Genomic DNA, 14,694 nt, shown 5'->3' with positions numbered 1-14,694 from the left:
ATTCCATACTCTTAAGCATTATTTCGCACGAGTATAACGATATACGAAATCCTTACTTCCTCACACGCGGTGAGCGGGTATGCTGGTGCGGTTCCCAAATTTCATACAGTTAAGGACGGGCTATGAGCAAGATTTTTGAAGACAACTCGTTGACTATTGGCCATACGCCGCTGGTTCGACTGAACCGCATCGGTAACGGACGCATTCTGGCGAAGGTGGAGTCACGTAACCCAAGCTTCAGCGTTAAGTGCCGTATCGGTGCCAATATGATTTGGGATGCGGAAAAGCGCGGCGTACTGAAGCCGGGTGTGGAGCTGGTCGAGCCGACCAGTGGTAACACCGGTATCGCGCTGGCGTATGTCGCCGCCGCCCGTGGTTATAAGCTGACGCTGACCATGCCGGAAACTATGAGCGTTGAGCGCCGTAAGCTGCTGAAAGCGCTGGGCGCAAATCTGGTACTGACCGAAGGCGCTAAAGGTATGAAAGGCGCTATTCAGAAAGCGGAAGAGATTGTCGCAAGCGATCCGTCGAAATATCTGCTGTTACAACAGTTCAGCAATCCGGCTAACCCGGAAATTCACGAAAAAACCACCGGCCCTGAAATCTGGGAAGACACGGACGGCCAGGTTGATGTATTTATCGCAGGCGTCGGTACTGGCGGTACGCTGACCGGCGTGAGCCGCTATATCAAAAATACCAAGGGTAAAACCGAGCTGATTACCGTCGCGGTTGAGCCGACCGATTCCCCGGTAATCGCCCAGGCCATCGCAGGTCAGGAGCTGAAACCAGGCCCGCATAAAATTCAGGGCATCGGCGCAGGGTTTATTCCAGGCAACCTGGATCTCAAACTGATCGATAAAGTTATCGGTATCACCAACGAAGAAGCCATCTCCACCGCGCGCCGCCTGATGGAAGAAGAAGGGATTCTGGCCGGTATCTCTTCCGGTGCCGCCGTTGCCGCTGCGCTCAAGCTTCAGGAAGATGAAACCTTTACCAATAAGAATATTGTGGTTATCCTGCCATCCTCGGGTGAGCGTTATTTAAGCACCGCGCTGTTCGCCGATCTCTTCACTGAGAAAGAACTGCAACAGTGATGCCAGATTGTTAAATATGCGCAAAAAAGCACCCAAAGGGGTGCTTTTTTGTGGCGTGCATCAAACTTTTGTCTTGTATGGCATTGCCTGGATCGACCGGGTCTGGTATTTAACCAGCAATTATTTCGATGCGTGAAATTAATCCTGAGGCGAATTGATGTGTGCTGAATCGATTTAACGATTTGGTTATGCTACTTCGATCGCGTCATAATGATTAATGACGAGCGAAACGCGAGCCGCATGGAACAAAAAGCCATGCGTTTTTCGTGGTTCTGGCATCCGTGCTGCGTTCCGTTACGCCGACGCTAACAATACAGGCTAAAGTCACGCCGCCAGGCTAGACTTTAGTTCCACAAACTAAACCTATAAGTTGGGGAAATACAATGTTCCAGCAAGAAGTGACTATTACCGCTCCGAACGGTCTGCATACCCGCCCTGCTGCTCAGTTTGTAAAAGAAGCGAAAGGCTTCACCTCCGAGATCACTGTGACTTCCAACGGCAAAAGCGCCAGCGCAAAAAGCCTGTTTAAACTGCAGACTCTGGGCCTGACTCAGGGCACCGTTGTGACCATCTCCGCAGAAGGCGAAGATGAGCAGAAAGCAGTAGAGCATCTGGTAAAACTGATGGCTGAACTCGAGTAAGTTCCGGGTTCTTATTAAAATCAGTCACAAGTAAGGTAGGGTTATGATTTCAGGCATTTTAGCGTCTCCGGGTATCGCTTTCGGCAAAGCATTGCTGCTGAAAGAAGATGAAATTGTCATCGACCGGAAAAAAATTTCTGCCGATAAGGTTGATCAGGAAGTAGAACGTTTCCTGAGTGGTCGCGCCAAAGCCTCCGCTCAGCTGGAAGCTATCAAGATCAAGGCCGGCGAAACTTTCGGTGAAGAAAAGGAAGCTATCTTCGAAGGCCACATCATGTTGCTGGAAGATGAAGAGCTGGAGCAGGAAATCATAGCCCTGATTAAAGATAAGCACATCACTGCCGACGCGGCAGCGCATGAAGTTATCGAAGGTCAGGCGACCGCCCTGGAAGAGCTGGATGATGAATACCTGAAAGAACGCGCCGCTGACGTGCGCGATATTGGTAAGCGTCTGCTGCGCAACATTCTGGGCCTGGCCATCATTGATTTAAGCTCCATCCAGGACGAAGTGATTCTGGTGGCAGCCGATTTAACCCCGTCGGAAACCGCACAGCTGAACCTGAAAAAGGTGCTGGGCTTTATTACCGATCTGGGCGGCCGTACTTCCCACACCTCCATCATGGCGCGCTCCCTTGAGCTGCCAGCGATTGTGGGCACCGGCAACGTCACCACTCAGGTGAAAAACGACGACTACCTGATCCTCGATGCGGTTAACAACAAAGTTTACGTTAACCCGACGAACGAAGAGATTGAATCCCTGCGCGCGATTCAGACTCAGGTTGCTGAAGAAAAAGCAGAGCTTGCGAAGCTCAAAGATCTGCCAGCTATCACTCTTGACGGCCACCAGGTTGAAGTCTGCGCGAACATCGGCACCGTGCGCGATGTCGCAGGCGCCGAGCGTAACGGCGCAGAAGGCGTAGGCCTCTACCGTACCGAATTCCTGTTCATGGACCGCGATTCTCTGCCAACCGAAGAAGAGCAGTTCCAGGCCTACAAAGCCGTTGCTGAAGCGTGCGGCTCGCAGGCCGTTATCGTGCGTACCATGGACATCGGCGGCGATAAAGAGCTGCCGTACATGAACTTCCCGAAAGAAGAAAACCCGTTCCTCGGCTGGCGTGCAATCCGCATCGCGATGGATCGTAAAGAGATCCTGCGCGATCAGCTGCGTGCCATCCTGCGCGCCTCCGCGTTCGGCAAACTGCGCATCATGTTCCCGATGATTATTTCGGTTGAAGAAGTGCGCGCGCTGAAAAAAGAGATCGAGATTTTCAAACAAGAACTGCGTGACGAAGGCAAAGCTTTCGACGAAACGATTGAAATCGGCGTCATGGTAGAAACCCCGGCGGCCGCGACTATCGCGCGCCACCTCGCCAAAGAAGTCGATTTCTTCAGTATTGGTACCAACGATCTGACGCAGTACACCCTGGCGGTTGACCGCGGTAATGATATGATATCGCATCTTTACCAGCCGATGTCACCGTCTGTCCTGAACCTCATCAAGCAAGTTATTGATGCATCTCATGCTGAAGGTAAGTGGACCGGCATGTGTGGTGAGCTTGCTGGCGACGAACGTGCTACACTTCTGTTGCTGGGGATGGGTCTGGATGAATTCAGTATGAGTGCCATTTCTATCCCGCGCATTAAGAAGATTATCCGTAACACGAACTTCGAAGATGCGAAGGTTTTAGCAGAGCAGGCTCTTGCTCAACCGACAACGGACGAGTTAATGACGCTGGTTAACAAGTTCATTGAAGAAAAAACAATCTGCTAATCCACGAGATGCGGCCCAAATTACTGCTTAGGAGAGAAGGCTAATGGGGTTATTTAGTAAACTGTTCGGTGATAAAGGCAATAGCGACACCGGAACCATTGAGATCGTTGCTCCACTGTCTGGTGAAATCGTTAATATTGAAGACGTGCCGGATGTAGTGTTCGCAGAGAAAATCGTTGGTGATGGCATCGCTATCAAACCGACCGGTAACAAAATGGTTGCGCCGGTTGATGGCACCATCGGTAAGATTTTCGAAACTAACCACGCTTTCTCTATCGAATCGGACAGTGGCATTGAGCTGTTCGTCCACTTCGGTATTGATACCGTTGAGCTGAAAGGCGAAGGCTTCAAACGCATCGCTGAAGAAGGCCAGCGCGTGAAGAAAGGCGATCCGGTTATCGAATTCGATCTGCCGCTGCTGGAAGAGAAAGCAAAATCCACGCTGACGCCGGTTGTTATTTCCAATATGGACGAAATCAAAGAGCTGACCAAGCTTTCTGGTAGCGTGACCGTCGGTGAAACGCCGGTAATCCGTATCAAGAAATAAGACTGACTCGTGTACAAAAATGGCGCCGCAAGGCGCCATTTTTTTATCCCTGCCCCGCCATTTTAGTCACACCCAGCCCCCCTTCTTTCCTTAAACTCACAGACGCTTTGCGCCAGCGACTGGCTCATAAGCAATATCGACAGGAATGTTTAATGTTATAAGGATATCAATGATGAAAAGGAATGCGCTGCTCTTCCTGCTGTGTACACTGTTTGCCACCCCGCTTTTGGCCAAACTAAACGCCCACGAAGAAGCCCGAATCGCTGCGATGCTCTCAGCGCTCGGTGAGAAGAAAGATCTGACCTTTATCCGCAACGGCAGCAGCCACAACAGTGAAGAAGCCGTTTCGCATCTCCAGCTAAAGCTCAGCAAAACCCGTAACCGGCTTGATTCGGCAGAACAATTTATCGATAACGTCGCCTCGACCTCATCGGTATCGGGCAAGCCTTATCTTGTTCGTGTTGATGGAAAAGAAGAAACCGCTCAGGTGTTTTTACATCAGTTGATAGCAGAAACAGACAAGACGGTAAAACCCTGAAACGAACCGGGGAGCCAAACGTGGCTCCCCGGTCTGGAGATTAGGCATGTAGCCGCACGCCGTTAAATCCCCGCGCCCTGGCTGTAGCTGTTCTCTTCGCTAAAGATGCCTGTAGAGAGATAACGGTCGCCCCGGTCGCAGATAATCGCCACCACAACAGCATCCGGGTTCGCACGCGCCACCCGCAGCGCGCCGCATACCGCGCCGCCGGAACTGACGCCGCAGAAAATACCTTCTTTACGCGCCAGCTCACGCATTGTGTTTTCTGCATCACGATGATGAATATCCAGCACTTCATCTACCAGCGACGGGTCAAAAATCCCCGGCAGATACTCTGCGGGCCAGCGGCGAATACCCGGAATACTGCTGCCCTCTTCCGGCTGTAAGCCAACGATGGTCACCGGTTTGGCCTGCTCACGTAAGAAGCGGCTGACGCCGGTAATGGTGCCGGTCGTGCCCATGCTGGAGACAAAATGCGTGAGACGTCCTTCAGTCTGGCGCCAGATCTCCGGCCCGGTGGTCGTATAGTGCGCCCAGGGGTTATCCGGGTTATTGAACTGATCGAGAATAATCCCTTCGCCCCGTTTCGCCATTTCAGAGGCGAGATCGCGCGCGCCTTCCATTCCCTGTTCGCGGCTCACCAGCACCAGCTTCGCGCCATAGGCCTGCATCGCCGCCTTGCGCTCCATGCTCATGTTATCGGGCATCAGCAGCGTCATACGATACCCTTTGACGGCGGCGATCATCGCCAGCGCAATGCCGGTATTACCACTGGTGGCTTCAATCAGCGTATCGCCGGGCTTAATCTCACCGCGCGCTTCGGCGCGGCTAATCATCGCCAGCGCCGCCCTGTCCTTGACGGAGCCCGCCGGGTTATTGCCTTCGAGTTTGACCCAGATTTCACTGCCGTTGTTCGGCGCAAGGCGCTGGAGCTTCACCAGAGGCGTATTGCCGATCGTTTGTTCGAGTGTGTTCACGATGTTTACTCAATAAAAAAGCCGGGTATCGCTTCGCTTACCCGGCCAGGAAAATGCGGTGATGACTGTCGGCACGGCAAGCGTAGCGCCACCGGGCGATAAACCTGCGCAATAAGCTATCAGGCAGACTTCGCCAGAGCAATATTCTCGCGCGTCTCGATACGCTCATTACCGTGGTAAATGCGCGCATGCTGCAGGCCGACAAACAGCCGCTCGCCGCGCTGCGGCACGTAATCCTCGCGCAGCACCACGGTGAGCGGTTCGTCATACCAGCCCTGCGGCTGTACCACGAGCTGCATGTAGTGGCCTTTCGGGCTCACTTCCAGCACGTGCACCGGCAGCGGCGAATCAAGGCTCGTGCGGCGGCTCACGTCCACTTCCCAGGGGCGTAAGAAAAGATCCACCGGCCCCTGGTATGCAGGCGTAAAGCCGAGCGGCCAGCGATGCGCGCCGACGTGGAATTGCCCGCCGCGCACGGTGCCCTTGAGCCGGTTCACTTCGCCTAAAAACTCCAGCACGAAGCGGGTCGCCGGTTCACGCCACACCTGCTCCGGCGCATCGGCCTGTTCGATATCGCCCTGGCTCATCACCACCACGCGGTCGGCCACTTCCATCGCCTCTTCCTGGTCATGGGTCACGAAGACGCTGGTGAATTTCAGTTCTTCATGCAGCTGACGCAGCCAGCGCCTGAGCTCTTTACGCACCTGGGCGTCAAGCGCGCCGAAGGGCTCATCGAGCAGCAGAATTTGCGGTTCAACGGCGAGCGCGCGCGCCAGCGCCACGCGCTGTTTCTGGCCACCAGAAAGCTGTGCCGGATAGCGGTCGGCCAGATGCGCCAGTTGCACCATTTCCAGAAGCTGCGTCACTTTTTGTTTAATCGCGGCGGCGTTCGGACGCTCGCGGCGCGGCAGAACGCTCAGGCCGAACGCGATGTTGTCAAACACCGTCATATGGCGAAACAGCGCGTAATGCTGGAACACGAACCCGACTTTACGCTCGCGCGCATGCAGGCGGCTCACATCGGTGCCGTGAAAGCGGATCTGCCCGCTGGTCTGGTGTTCAAGCCCGGCGATAATGCGCAGCAGCGTGGTTTTCCCGGAGCCGGACGGCCCCAGCAGCGCCACCATCTGGCCGGAAGGGATATCCAGAGAGATATCATTCAGCACCTGGGTGCGACCAAAAGACTTCTTAATATTGGCAATCTCAATGCTCATGATTTCCCTCCTGTTGCACGCGTTTCTCCTGATTATTCAGGCGCCATTGCAACGCACTCTTTAAAAACAGGGTCAGAATCGCCATCAGCGTCAGCAGCGCGGCGGCGGTAAACGCGCCGACGGTGTTGTAGTCCTGCTCCAGCAGTTCAATCTGTAACGGCAGCGACAGCGTCTCGCCGCGAATAGAGCCGGAGACCACCGACACCGCGCCGAATTCGCCGATGGCGCGGGCGTTGGTCAGCACTACACCGTAAAGCAGCGCCCAGCGAATATTCGGCAGCGTCACGCGGCGGAACATCTGCCAGCCCGAAGCGCCCAGCAAAATCGCCGCCTCATCTTCATGGCTGCCCTGGCTTAACATCACCGGCACCAGTTCGCGCACGACGAACGGACAGGTCACAAATATCGTTACCAGCGCCATGCCCGGCCAGGCGAACATAATCTGCATGTCGTGCGCGTCCAGCCAGCCGCCGAGCGGGCCGTTGGAGCCGTAAAACAGCAGATACACCAGCCCCGCTACTACAGGCGAGACGGCAAAAGGTATATCCAGCAGCGTCAGCAGCAGCTGACGACCGGGGAAGTTAAAGCGCGTCACCAGCCAGGCCAGCAGCGTGCCGAAGACCAGATTCACCGGCACGGTAATCAGCGCGATCAGCACCGTCAGCCAGATCGCGTGCAGCATATCCGGGTTAGCGATATTCTCCAGCACCGGCATCAGACCGTCGGAAAAGGCTTTGGCAAAGATATAGACCATCGGCACCACGAGAATAAACGCCGACAGCAGCATCCCGATGCCGATAAGCAGCCATTTACCCCAGTTTATGCGCGCGCTTTCGCGCGCCTGTGTCATCATCGTCATCAGTGTCCCACCACCCTGCGTCCAAACCGGCTTTGCAGCGTGTTAATCGCAAACAGCAGCAGCAGCGACGCGGCAAGAATCACGGAGGCAATCGCGCTCGCGGCCGGGTAGTCAAACTCCTGCAAACGAACAAAAATCATCAGCGAGGTCACTTCGGTTTTCCAGGCGATATTGCCCGCGATAAAAATCACCGCGCCGAACTCGCCGAGGCTGCGGGTAAAGGAGAGCGCCACGCCCGCCATCAGCGCCGGCGAAAGCTCCGGCAGCACCACTTTACGAAAGCTTTGCAGACGGGTAGCACCTAAGGTTTCCGCCGCCTCTTCATACTCCGGGCCCAGCTCTTCGAGCACCGGCTGAACGGTACGCACGACAAAAGGAATACTGGTGAACGCCATCGCCACCGCGATGCCAAGCCAGGTATACGTCACTTTGATATCAAACTTCGCCAGCCACTCGCCGTAAAAACCATTAACCGAGAACAGCGAGGCGAGCGTCAGGCCAGCCACGGCGGTCGGCAGCGCGAACGGCAGATCCATCAGCGCGTCGAGCAGCGTGCGGCCCGGAAAACGGTAACGCGTTAAAATCCAGGCCATCAGCAGGCCAAACGCGCCGTTAAAGAGCGAGGCGACCGCCGCGGAGAGCAGCGTCACTTTGTACGCTGCCACCACCTGCGGATTAGAAATCACGTCCCAGTACTGCGCCCAGGTCATCTGAGAAAGCTGCATTACCAGCGCGCTCAGCGGCAGCAGCAGGACAAGGCAGACAAACAACAAACTGGTGCCGAGGCTTAAGGTAAACCCCGGCAGCACGCGTTTAGACACAGCAAACATCACTTACGCCCCGCCGCCACCAGCTTGTCGAACTCACCGCCGCTCGCGAAATGGGTTTTCATCACGTCCGGCCATTTGCCAAAGGCGTCTTCCACGCGGAACAGCTCAGTTTGCGGGAATTTATCTTTCAGCGATTCCATCACCTGCGGGTTATTCACGCGGTAGTAATAGCTGGTGATAATCTGCTGCGCCTGTGGCGTGTAGAGCCAGTTCAGGTAGGCTTTGGCCGCTTTTTCCGTGCCGTTGGCCTTCACGTTTTTATCGACCCACGCCACCGGGAACTCCGCCAGGATATTCACTTTCGGCACGACCACTTCGTAGCCTTCTTTGGCGTACTGATTACGGATGTTATTCACTTCCGATTCAAAGCTAATCAGCACGTCACCCAGGCCGCGCTCGACAAACGTGGTGGTCGCGCCGCGCCCGCCGGTGTCGAACACCTCAACGTTTTTCAGGAACTGGGTCATAAACTGCTCGGTTTTGGCTTTATCGCCGCCGTCGGCTTTATCCGCCGCGCCCCAGGCCGCCAGATAGGTATAGCGCGCGTTGCCGGAGGTTTTCGGGTTCGGGAAAATCAGCTTCACGTCCGGGCGCACCAGGTCATTCCAGTCGTGAATGTTCTTCGGGTTTCCTTTACGGACCAGGAACGCCATGGTGGAGTAGAACGGCGAGCTATTGTTCGGCAGACGCGCCTGCCAGTCGGCCGGGATCAGATTGCCTTTGTCATGCAGGATCTGAACGTCGGTCACCTGGTTATAAGTTACAACGTCTGCTTTTAAGCCCTGTAAAATCGCGAGCGCCTGCTTTGAGGAGCCTGCGTGAGACTGTTTGATCGTCAGCTTGTCGCCGTTGTTCTCCTTCGCCCACTGCTGTTCAAACGGCGGGTTCAGGGCAGCGAACAGCTCGCGCGAAACATCATAAGAGCTGTTAAGCAGTTCAGTCGCCTGCGCGGAACCCGCCATCAGCAGAGAAATCGCCAGCGCGCCCCATGCTTTTTTCACTGATTTCACGGCCATTTTGCACCTTATAAATGTGATAACGATCGAGCCATCAGTGTATTTATACGGGTGAGAAAGCTATACCGCTTTTATATACCGTTTAGTGATTTGCAAGCGCAAAAGGATATAAGACGAAAGGCGTGACGGCGCGGCCCGTAAGGCCGCGCGCGAAGGGAATTAAAGGGCAAGCAGGCGGGTCAGCGACGGCGCGAAATAGTAGCCGCCGGTCACCGGACGCGTGAAGCGCAGCATGGCGTCGCGCTTGCCGTCGGTATCGCCGAACATGCTCAGCAGTTGCTGTTCGATGTTATAGAGTCGCGCGCAATAGGCGCAGAAGTAAAGGCCATGCACGCCGCTGGCCGTGCCGTAAGGCAGGCTCTGGCGCACAATCTTCAGTCCTTTGCCGTCTTCTTTCAGATCAACGCGTGAAAGATGCGACGTAACAGGACGCACGTCGCCGTCGATCTCTTCGTTAGCGACTTTGGTGCGCCCTATCATCATCTCCTGATCCGGCACGCTCATACGATTGAGCTGTTTGAGGTTATGCTCCCAGCGCTGCACGAACACGTAGCTGCCGCCCGCGTCGACGCCGTTCTGAATCACCGCCACTTCGCGGCGCGTCTCTTCGCCCGCCGGGTTTTCGGTGCCATCGACAAAACCGCTCAGGTCGCGATCTTCCACCCAGCGAAAACCGTGAGTTTCCTCTTCGATTTTCAGCGCGTCGCCGAACGCCTCCAGCGCCGCCTGGGCCACGGAGAAATTCACATCGTGACGCAGAGAGAGAATGTGGATCAGCACGTCATGCTGCGTCGCGGGCGCGAGCCCTTTACCAAGCGGCGCAAAGTCTTTCAGCTCCGCTGCGCTGTCATCCTTCGTCAGCGCCCGCCAAAGGGTGTGGCCGAACGCCACGACAACGCCAAGATTCGCCTCGGGAAACTGCGCCTGAAAGGTCGCGACTTTATCGGCGAAAATTTTACTCGCCGCGCGCAGCGCCTCACGCTGGCTTTCATCAACGCTCGCCTCAAGCCAGATAGCCGCACGACAATGCTCCGGCAAAATGCCGCTTTGAACCACAGACATCACTCCTCCTGATAAACCGCTGCCACCGGGTGGCAAAACCGGGCGTATTGTACCCGATTTCGCGGTTCAGGCGTTGCGTTTACGCAAGACTCAGCGACGCCAGATAATCTTTTTCAGCGTCCAGCCTTTGAGCGTGTCATCCGGCGGCATCAGCTCCTGCGGGCCGCGCCATTCACCGCTGAACACATAGCTGATGTGCTCGCTGTCAGGCGCTTTGCACTCCACGCCCTCATCATCCGGCGCGTTGGCTTTCTGGCAGACGCCCTGCGCTTTTTTATAGAGATCGCCAAACGGCGTGCCGATCTCCACACCGTTGTCTGCAGGAATCGCTTTATCCAGCACGTCGATGCGGCTCACCGTGCCGTTTTCGCCGTCAATGACCAGCGCCAGCTGGTTCTCTTTCATCGCTTCGAAGTAGCGCACAATCGTGCCGCCATTAGCGCGCATGCCGCTGCGCAGGCGATAATCGTCGCCCAACGCCTCGCTTATCGCGCCTTCCTGCAGCGGCGTCTCGGCAGTGATATCGCCGACGCCCTTTTCGGTGACTTCCAGCGACGATCCCCACCCGTCAAACCAGTGCCAGGGCGCCGCCTTTGACCAGTTAACGTTAGAGAGCGTTGAGCAGCCACCCAGTAACAGCGACGTTCCACAGAGCAGCAAAGGCAATTTCTTCATCCCGGTTCCTTTTATCAGTCGACAATGTCTCGTTGGAGCGTAAAGACGGCAAAAAGTGCCGTTCAGGGCTGTGGTGTTTCAAAACAGGCACGCAGTCGGCGATGCGAGGCCAGCAGCCAGAGCGCCCAGGCGTCCAGCACGAGCAGGGCCAGCGCGATGCCGCCCGGCGTATCGCGCCAGAGCAGCAGCGCCTGCGATAGCAGCATTACGGCCTGCGTCAGCATTAACAGATAACGCGCGCCGCGCCACAGGCGGGGGAAATCGTGCCGCCGCCCGCTTAATAGAAACGTCAGCAACGCAGGCAGGCCAGCAGCCAGCCCCAGCCAGAAGCTCTGACGGTCAGGGTAGAAGAGCCCCAGCAATGCCTCGCCCTGCCCGCGCGACGCGCCCGCCAGCACAAACAGCGCCCAGGTGCGCGCCTGCAATAACAGCACCGCCCAGAACAGCAACGGGAGTTTAAGCCAGCCGCGGCTGTCGTAATCGGAAGGTAAATACACGTATAAACCCTGGACTCTTTCGGTATTAGATCCAAAATTATGTCTTGTCTTATCCGACGAAGAAAGGTCTTCGTCGTACCTAACCCAAGGAGATGGAAATGAAAAAACAGCTTATCGCTCTGTGTATCGCCGCTTGCGCGCTGTCAGCGACGCCCGTGATGGCGCAGAAAGGCGGCTTCTCCGGCCCGGATAATAGCGCCAGCGCGACGGCCACAAAAGGCGGTTTCCAGGGGCCGGACGCCGCAAGCACGACCGTCAGCGAAGCGAAAAACCTGCGCGATGACGCGTGGGTGGTGCTGGAAGGCAACATCGTGCGCAAGATGGGTAAAGAGCTTTATGAGTTCCGCGACGCCAGCGGCACCGTCAACGTAGACATCGACGACCACGTCTGGAATGGCGTCACCGTCACGCCGAAAGACAAAGTGCGCATCGAAGGTGAAGTGGATAAAGACTGGAACTCCGTCGAAATCGACGTGAAGAAAATCACCAGAGGCTAAACGCCTGGCTCACCCGGCTACGGCCGGGTGAGTGGTTATCAGTACTCCTGATCCTCGATAAGCCGTTTGCCAAGGCTAATTACATCCTGATGTTCATAGCCCAGCCGCTCGTACATGCCGAGCACGACGTCGTTTTCTTCGCGGATCTGGATATTGATTTTCGGGCAGCCGCGCGCGATGAGTTTTTTCTCAAGCCGGTTTAATAGCGCGTTGGCGATGCCGCGGCCGCGAAACTCCGGGTGTACGCCCAGGTAATACGCCGAACCGCGATGGCCGTCATAGCCGCCCATAATGGAGCCGACGATTTCGCCGCTCACTTCCGCCACCAGGAAAAGATCCGGGTCATGGTTAAGTTTACGTTCGATATCCATTTCAGGATCGTTCCACGAACGCAGCAGATCGCAGCGCTCCCACAGGGTAATGACTTCTTCAAAGTCGGCCTGGCGAAAAACGCGTATCTCCATGGTATTCCCCGTCTTTTATGGCGTAAAAACCCCGATTATGGCGCTACCGACGCCAATAGCCAATATCTCCGGCAAAAGTTCGTTGAAAATGGCATACTGATGAATCATCACGCCCTGAAATGAATAGTAAAACTTTTGTTGCAACAGGGTGTCGTTCCACCCCGTTACGCCAGGTTATAACACTCCAGGACAGTAAAATCAGAAGTCAGGACGCATGAGCACTTTCAAACCCTTAAAAAAACTCACCTCGCGACGTCAGCTGCTGCGTACCGGCCTTGCCGCGCTGGCGCTGACCGGTCTTAACCAGGCGCTGGCGAAAGAAGAGAGCCCGGCGCTCAGCACGCGTAACAGCCACAGCAAGCCTAAAGCGAAAAAAGCGGGCGCACGCCGCCTCGTGATGCTCGATCCAGGCCACGGCGGCATCGACACCGGTGCCATCGGCCATAACGGCTCGAAAGAAAAACACGTGGTGCTCGCCATCGCGAAAAACGTGCGCGCCATTCTGCGCGCCCACGGCATCGACGCCAAACTGACGCGCAGCAACGACACTTTCATCCCGCTCTACGATCGGGTTGAAATCGCGCACAAGCATGGCGCGGATCTGTTTATGTCGATTCACGCCGACGGCTTTACCAGCCCCAGCGCTGCGGGCGCGTCGGTCTTTGCGCTCTCCAACCGCGGTGCCAGTAGCGCCATGGCGAAATACCTCTCCGAGCGCGAGAACGCCGCCGACGACGTGGCGGGCAGCAAGGTCAAAAATAAAGATCACTATCTGCAACAGGTGCTGTTCGATCTGGTGCAGACCGACACCATTAAAAATAGCCTGACGCTCGGCTCGCATATTCTGCGCCAGATAAAACCGGTTCACCGCCTGCACAGCCGCAACACGGAACAGGCGGCGTTCGTGGTGCTGAAATCACCGTCGATCCCGTCCGTGCTGGTGGAAACCTCGTTTATCACCAACCCGCAGGAAGAGAAGCTGCTGGGCACGGCCGCCTTCCGCCAGAAAATCGCGACCGCCATCGCCAACGGCGTCATCAGCTATTTCAACTGGTTTGATAATCACAAAGCCCACTCGAAACGAGGCTAACGATGGCACCTGATATTCAGCGCGTAAAAGCTTTCCTGCTCGATTTACAGGACCGTATCTGCCAGCAGTTGTCGGCGGTGGATGGCGATGATTTCGTCGAAGACGCCTGGCAGCGCGAGGGCGGCGGCGGCGGACGTAGCCGTGTACTGCGCGACGGCGTGGTGTTCGAGCAGGCGGGCGTCAATTTCTCCCACGTGCATGGCGACGCGATGCCCGCGTCCGCCACCGCGCACCGCCCGGAGCTGGCAGGCCGCAGCTTTGAGGCGATGGGCGTGTCGCTGGTTGTGCATCCGCGCAACCCGTATGTACCGACCAGTCACGCCAACGTGCGCTTTTTCATTGCCGAAAAACCGGGTGCCGATCCGGTCTGGTGGTTTGGCGGCGGCTTCGATTTAACGCCGTTTTACGGCTTTGAAGAGGACGCCGTGCACTGGCACCGCACCGCACGGGATCTCTGCGCGCCTTTCGGCGATGACGTCTACCCGCGTTATAAAAAGTGGTGCGACGACTATTTCTATCTGAAGCATCGCCAGGAGGCGCGCGGCATCGGCGGGCTGTTCTTTGACGATCTGAATACGCCCGATTTCGACACCTGCTTTGCGTTTATGCAGGCGGTGGGCGACGGCTATCTCAATGCTTATCTGCCTATCGTGGAGCGCCGTAAAACGCTGCCCTGGGGCGAGCGCGAGCGCGAATTCCAGCTTTATCGTCGCGGCCGCTATGTGGAGTTCAACCTGGTGTGGGACCGCGGCACGCTGTTTGGTCTGCAAACCGGCGGGCGCACCGAGTCGATACTGATGTCGATGCCGCCGCTGGTGCGCTGGGAATATGGCTATCAGCCGGAAGAAAACAGCCCGGAAGCAGCGCTGTACCGCGATTTCCTGCCGGTGCGCGACTGGGTTAAATAACGCGGCGTCCGCCT

At 56.3% G+C, this 14,694-nt stretch carries 17 protein-coding genes; 8 read left to right on the top strand and 9 right to left on the bottom strand.

The window, feature by feature from the left end:
- Positions 1-122: 122 nt before the first annotated feature.
- The 5 genes from cysK (at position 123) to G6041_RS19295 (ending at position 4,591) form a co-directional block, all read left to right on the top strand.
- Positions 123-1,094: a cysteine synthase A gene (cysK, locus tag G6041_RS19315; RefSeq protein WP_004385844.1), complete on the top strand. Its 972-nt coding sequence runs from the start codon at positions 123-125 to the stop codon at positions 1,092-1,094.
- A gap of 383 nt (positions 1,095-1,477) precedes the next feature.
- A complete protein-coding gene (ptsH, locus tag G6041_RS19310) occupies positions 1,478-1,735 on the top strand; it encodes a phosphocarrier protein Hpr (protein ID WP_000487600.1) in 258 nt (85 codons plus the stop codon).
- A gap of 43 nt (positions 1,736-1,778) precedes the next feature.
- The gene (gene ptsI, locus G6041_RS19305; RefSeq protein ID WP_007795342.1) at positions 1,779-3,506 is read left to right on the top strand and encodes a phosphoenolpyruvate-protein phosphotransferase PtsI; all 1,728 of its coding nucleotides are present in this window, start codon (positions 1,779-1,781) and stop codon (positions 3,504-3,506) included.
- A 43-nt stretch (positions 3,507-3,549) separates the two neighbouring features.
- On the top strand, positions 3,550-4,053 hold the full coding sequence (crr, locus tag G6041_RS19300) for a PTS glucose transporter subunit IIA (protein WP_004385842.1): 504 nt from the start codon (positions 3,550-3,552) through the stop codon (positions 4,051-4,053).
- Between the two features lie 169 nt (positions 4,054-4,222).
- Positions 4,223-4,591, top strand: coding sequence for a YfeK family protein (locus G6041_RS19295; protein ID WP_072193684.1), 369 nt, complete (start codon positions 4,223-4,225; stop codon positions 4,589-4,591).
- A gap of 62 nt (positions 4,592-4,653) precedes the next feature.
- Here the strand turns inward: G6041_RS19295 and cysM are convergent, their stop codons facing one another.
- The 8 genes from cysM to G6041_RS19255 all read right to left on the bottom strand — a co-directional run bounded on the left by cysM (position 4,654) and on the right by G6041_RS19255 (position 11,721).
- On the bottom strand, positions 4,654-5,568 hold the full coding sequence (gene cysM / locus G6041_RS19290) for a cysteine synthase CysM (protein WP_012124098.1): 915 nt from the start codon (positions 5,566-5,568) through the stop codon (positions 4,654-4,656).
- A 119-nt stretch (positions 5,569-5,687) separates the two neighbouring features.
- Complete coding sequence (gene cysA, locus G6041_RS19285) at positions 5,688-6,782, bottom strand: sulfate/thiosulfate ABC transporter ATP-binding protein CysA (RefSeq protein ID WP_007893753.1); 1,095 nt, start codon at positions 6,780-6,782, stop codon at positions 5,688-5,690.
- Entirely contained in the window at positions 6,772-7,641 is an 870-nt protein-coding gene (cysW, locus tag G6041_RS19280; protein WP_012124097.1) for a sulfate/thiosulfate ABC transporter permease CysW, read from the bottom strand. Before cysW ends, cysA begins: the two co-directional genes overlap by 11 nt.
- Positions 7,641-8,471, bottom strand: a complete 831-nt coding sequence (cysT, locus tag G6041_RS19275) for a sulfate/thiosulfate ABC transporter permease CysT (protein ID WP_004388574.1) — start codon at positions 8,469-8,471, stop codon at positions 7,641-7,643. The genes cysW and cysT overlap by 1 nt, the downstream gene beginning before the upstream one ends.
- Positions 8,471-9,487, bottom strand: a complete 1,017-nt coding sequence (locus tag G6041_RS19270; RefSeq protein ID WP_004388573.1) for a sulfate ABC transporter substrate-binding protein — start codon at positions 9,485-9,487, stop codon at positions 8,471-8,473. The genes cysT and G6041_RS19270 overlap by 1 nt, the downstream gene beginning before the upstream one ends.
- 159 nt (positions 9,488-9,646) lie before the next feature.
- On the bottom strand, positions 9,647-10,549 hold the full coding sequence (locus G6041_RS19265) for a Dyp-type peroxidase (RefSeq protein WP_012124096.1): 903 nt from the start codon (positions 10,547-10,549) through the stop codon (positions 9,647-9,649).
- Positions 10,550-10,639: 90 nt separating this feature from the next.
- A complete protein-coding gene (locus G6041_RS19260; RefSeq protein ID WP_012124095.1) occupies positions 10,640-11,224 on the bottom strand; it encodes an RpoE-regulated lipoprotein in 585 nt (194 codons plus the stop codon).
- Between the two features lie 62 nt (positions 11,225-11,286).
- On the bottom strand, positions 11,287-11,721 hold the full coding sequence (locus G6041_RS19255) for a DUF2919 domain-containing protein (RefSeq protein WP_012124094.1): 435 nt from the start codon (positions 11,719-11,721) through the stop codon (positions 11,287-11,289).
- Between the two features lie 98 nt (positions 11,722-11,819).
- Between G6041_RS19255 and G6041_RS19250 the strand changes: the two genes are divergently transcribed.
- Entirely contained in the window at positions 11,820-12,218 is a 399-nt protein-coding gene (locus G6041_RS19250) for a YgiW/YdeI family stress tolerance OB fold protein (protein WP_014728347.1), read from the top strand.
- A gap of 38 nt (positions 12,219-12,256) precedes the next feature.
- Here the strand turns inward: G6041_RS19250 and G6041_RS19245 are convergent, their stop codons facing one another.
- Entirely contained in the window at positions 12,257-12,682 is a 426-nt protein-coding gene (locus G6041_RS19245; RefSeq protein ID WP_004388568.1) for a GNAT family acetyltransferase, read from the bottom strand.
- Between the two features lie 214 nt (positions 12,683-12,896).
- Between G6041_RS19245 and amiA the strand changes: the two genes are divergently transcribed.
- Both amiA and hemF read left to right on the top strand, forming a co-directional pair.
- The gene (gene amiA / locus G6041_RS19240) at positions 12,897-13,772 is read left to right on the top strand and encodes an N-acetylmuramoyl-L-alanine amidase AmiA (protein ID WP_004388567.1); all 876 of its coding nucleotides are present in this window, start codon (positions 12,897-12,899) and stop codon (positions 13,770-13,772) included.
- A gap of 2 nt (positions 13,773-13,774) precedes the next feature.
- A complete protein-coding gene (gene hemF, locus G6041_RS19235; RefSeq protein ID WP_012124090.1) occupies positions 13,775-14,680 on the top strand; it encodes an oxygen-dependent coproporphyrinogen oxidase in 906 nt (301 codons plus the stop codon).
- Positions 14,681-14,694 lie beyond the last annotated feature (14 nt).

The organism is Cronobacter sp. HA18003, assembly GCF_011605905.1.
GTDB classification, from domain to species: Bacteria; Pseudomonadota; Gammaproteobacteria; order Enterobacterales; family Enterobacteriaceae; genus Cronobacter; species Cronobacter sakazakii.
The sequence above is the reverse complement of the archived record's forward strand: the minus strand, read 5'-3'. Positions and strand labels throughout refer to the sequence as shown.

Coding starts and splice junctions, on each gene's coding strand:
- cysK (WP_004385844.1), top strand. CDS start 123: ATGAGCAAGATTTTTGAAGACAACTCGTTGACTATTGGCCATACGCCG.
- ptsH (WP_000487600.1), top strand. CDS start 1,478: ATGTTCCAGCAAGAAGTGACTATTACCGCTCCGAACGGTCTGCATACC.
- ptsI (WP_007795342.1), top strand. CDS start 1,779: ATGATTTCAGGCATTTTAGCGTCTCCGGGTATCGCTTTCGGCAAAGCA.
- crr (WP_004385842.1), top strand. CDS start 3,550: ATGGGGTTATTTAGTAAACTGTTCGGTGATAAAGGCAATAGCGACACC.
- G6041_RS19295 (WP_072193684.1), top strand. CDS start 4,223: ATGATGAAAAGGAATGCGCTGCTCTTCCTGCTGTGTACACTGTTTGCC.
- cysA (WP_007893753.1), bottom strand. CDS start 6,782: ATGAGCATTGAGATTGCCAATATTAAGAAGTCTTTTGGTCGCACCCAG.
- cysW (WP_012124097.1), bottom strand. CDS start 7,641: ATGACGATGATGACACAGGCGCGCGAAAGCGCGCGCATAAACTGGGGT.
- cysT (WP_004388574.1), bottom strand. CDS start 8,471: ATGTTTGCTGTGTCTAAACGCGTGCTGCCGGGGTTTACCTTAAGCCTC.
- G6041_RS19270 (WP_004388573.1), bottom strand. CDS start 9,487: ATGGCCGTGAAATCAGTGAAAAAAGCATGGGGCGCGCTGGCGATTTCT.
- G6041_RS19265 (WP_012124096.1), bottom strand. CDS start 10,549: ATGTCTGTGGTTCAAAGCGGCATTTTGCCGGAGCATTGTCGTGCGGCT.
- G6041_RS19260 (WP_012124095.1), bottom strand. CDS start 11,224: ATGAAGAAATTGCCTTTGCTGCTCTGTGGAACGTCGCTGTTACTGGGT.
- G6041_RS19250 (WP_014728347.1), top strand. CDS start 11,820: ATGAAAAAACAGCTTATCGCTCTGTGTATCGCCGCTTGCGCGCTGTCA.
- G6041_RS19245 (WP_004388568.1), bottom strand. CDS start 12,682: ATGGAGATACGCGTTTTTCGCCAGGCCGACTTTGAAGAAGTCATTACC.
- amiA (WP_004388567.1), top strand. CDS start 12,897: ATGAGCACTTTCAAACCCTTAAAAAAACTCACCTCGCGACGTCAGCTG.
- hemF (WP_012124090.1), top strand. CDS start 13,775: ATGGCACCTGATATTCAGCGCGTAAAAGCTTTCCTGCTCGATTTACAG.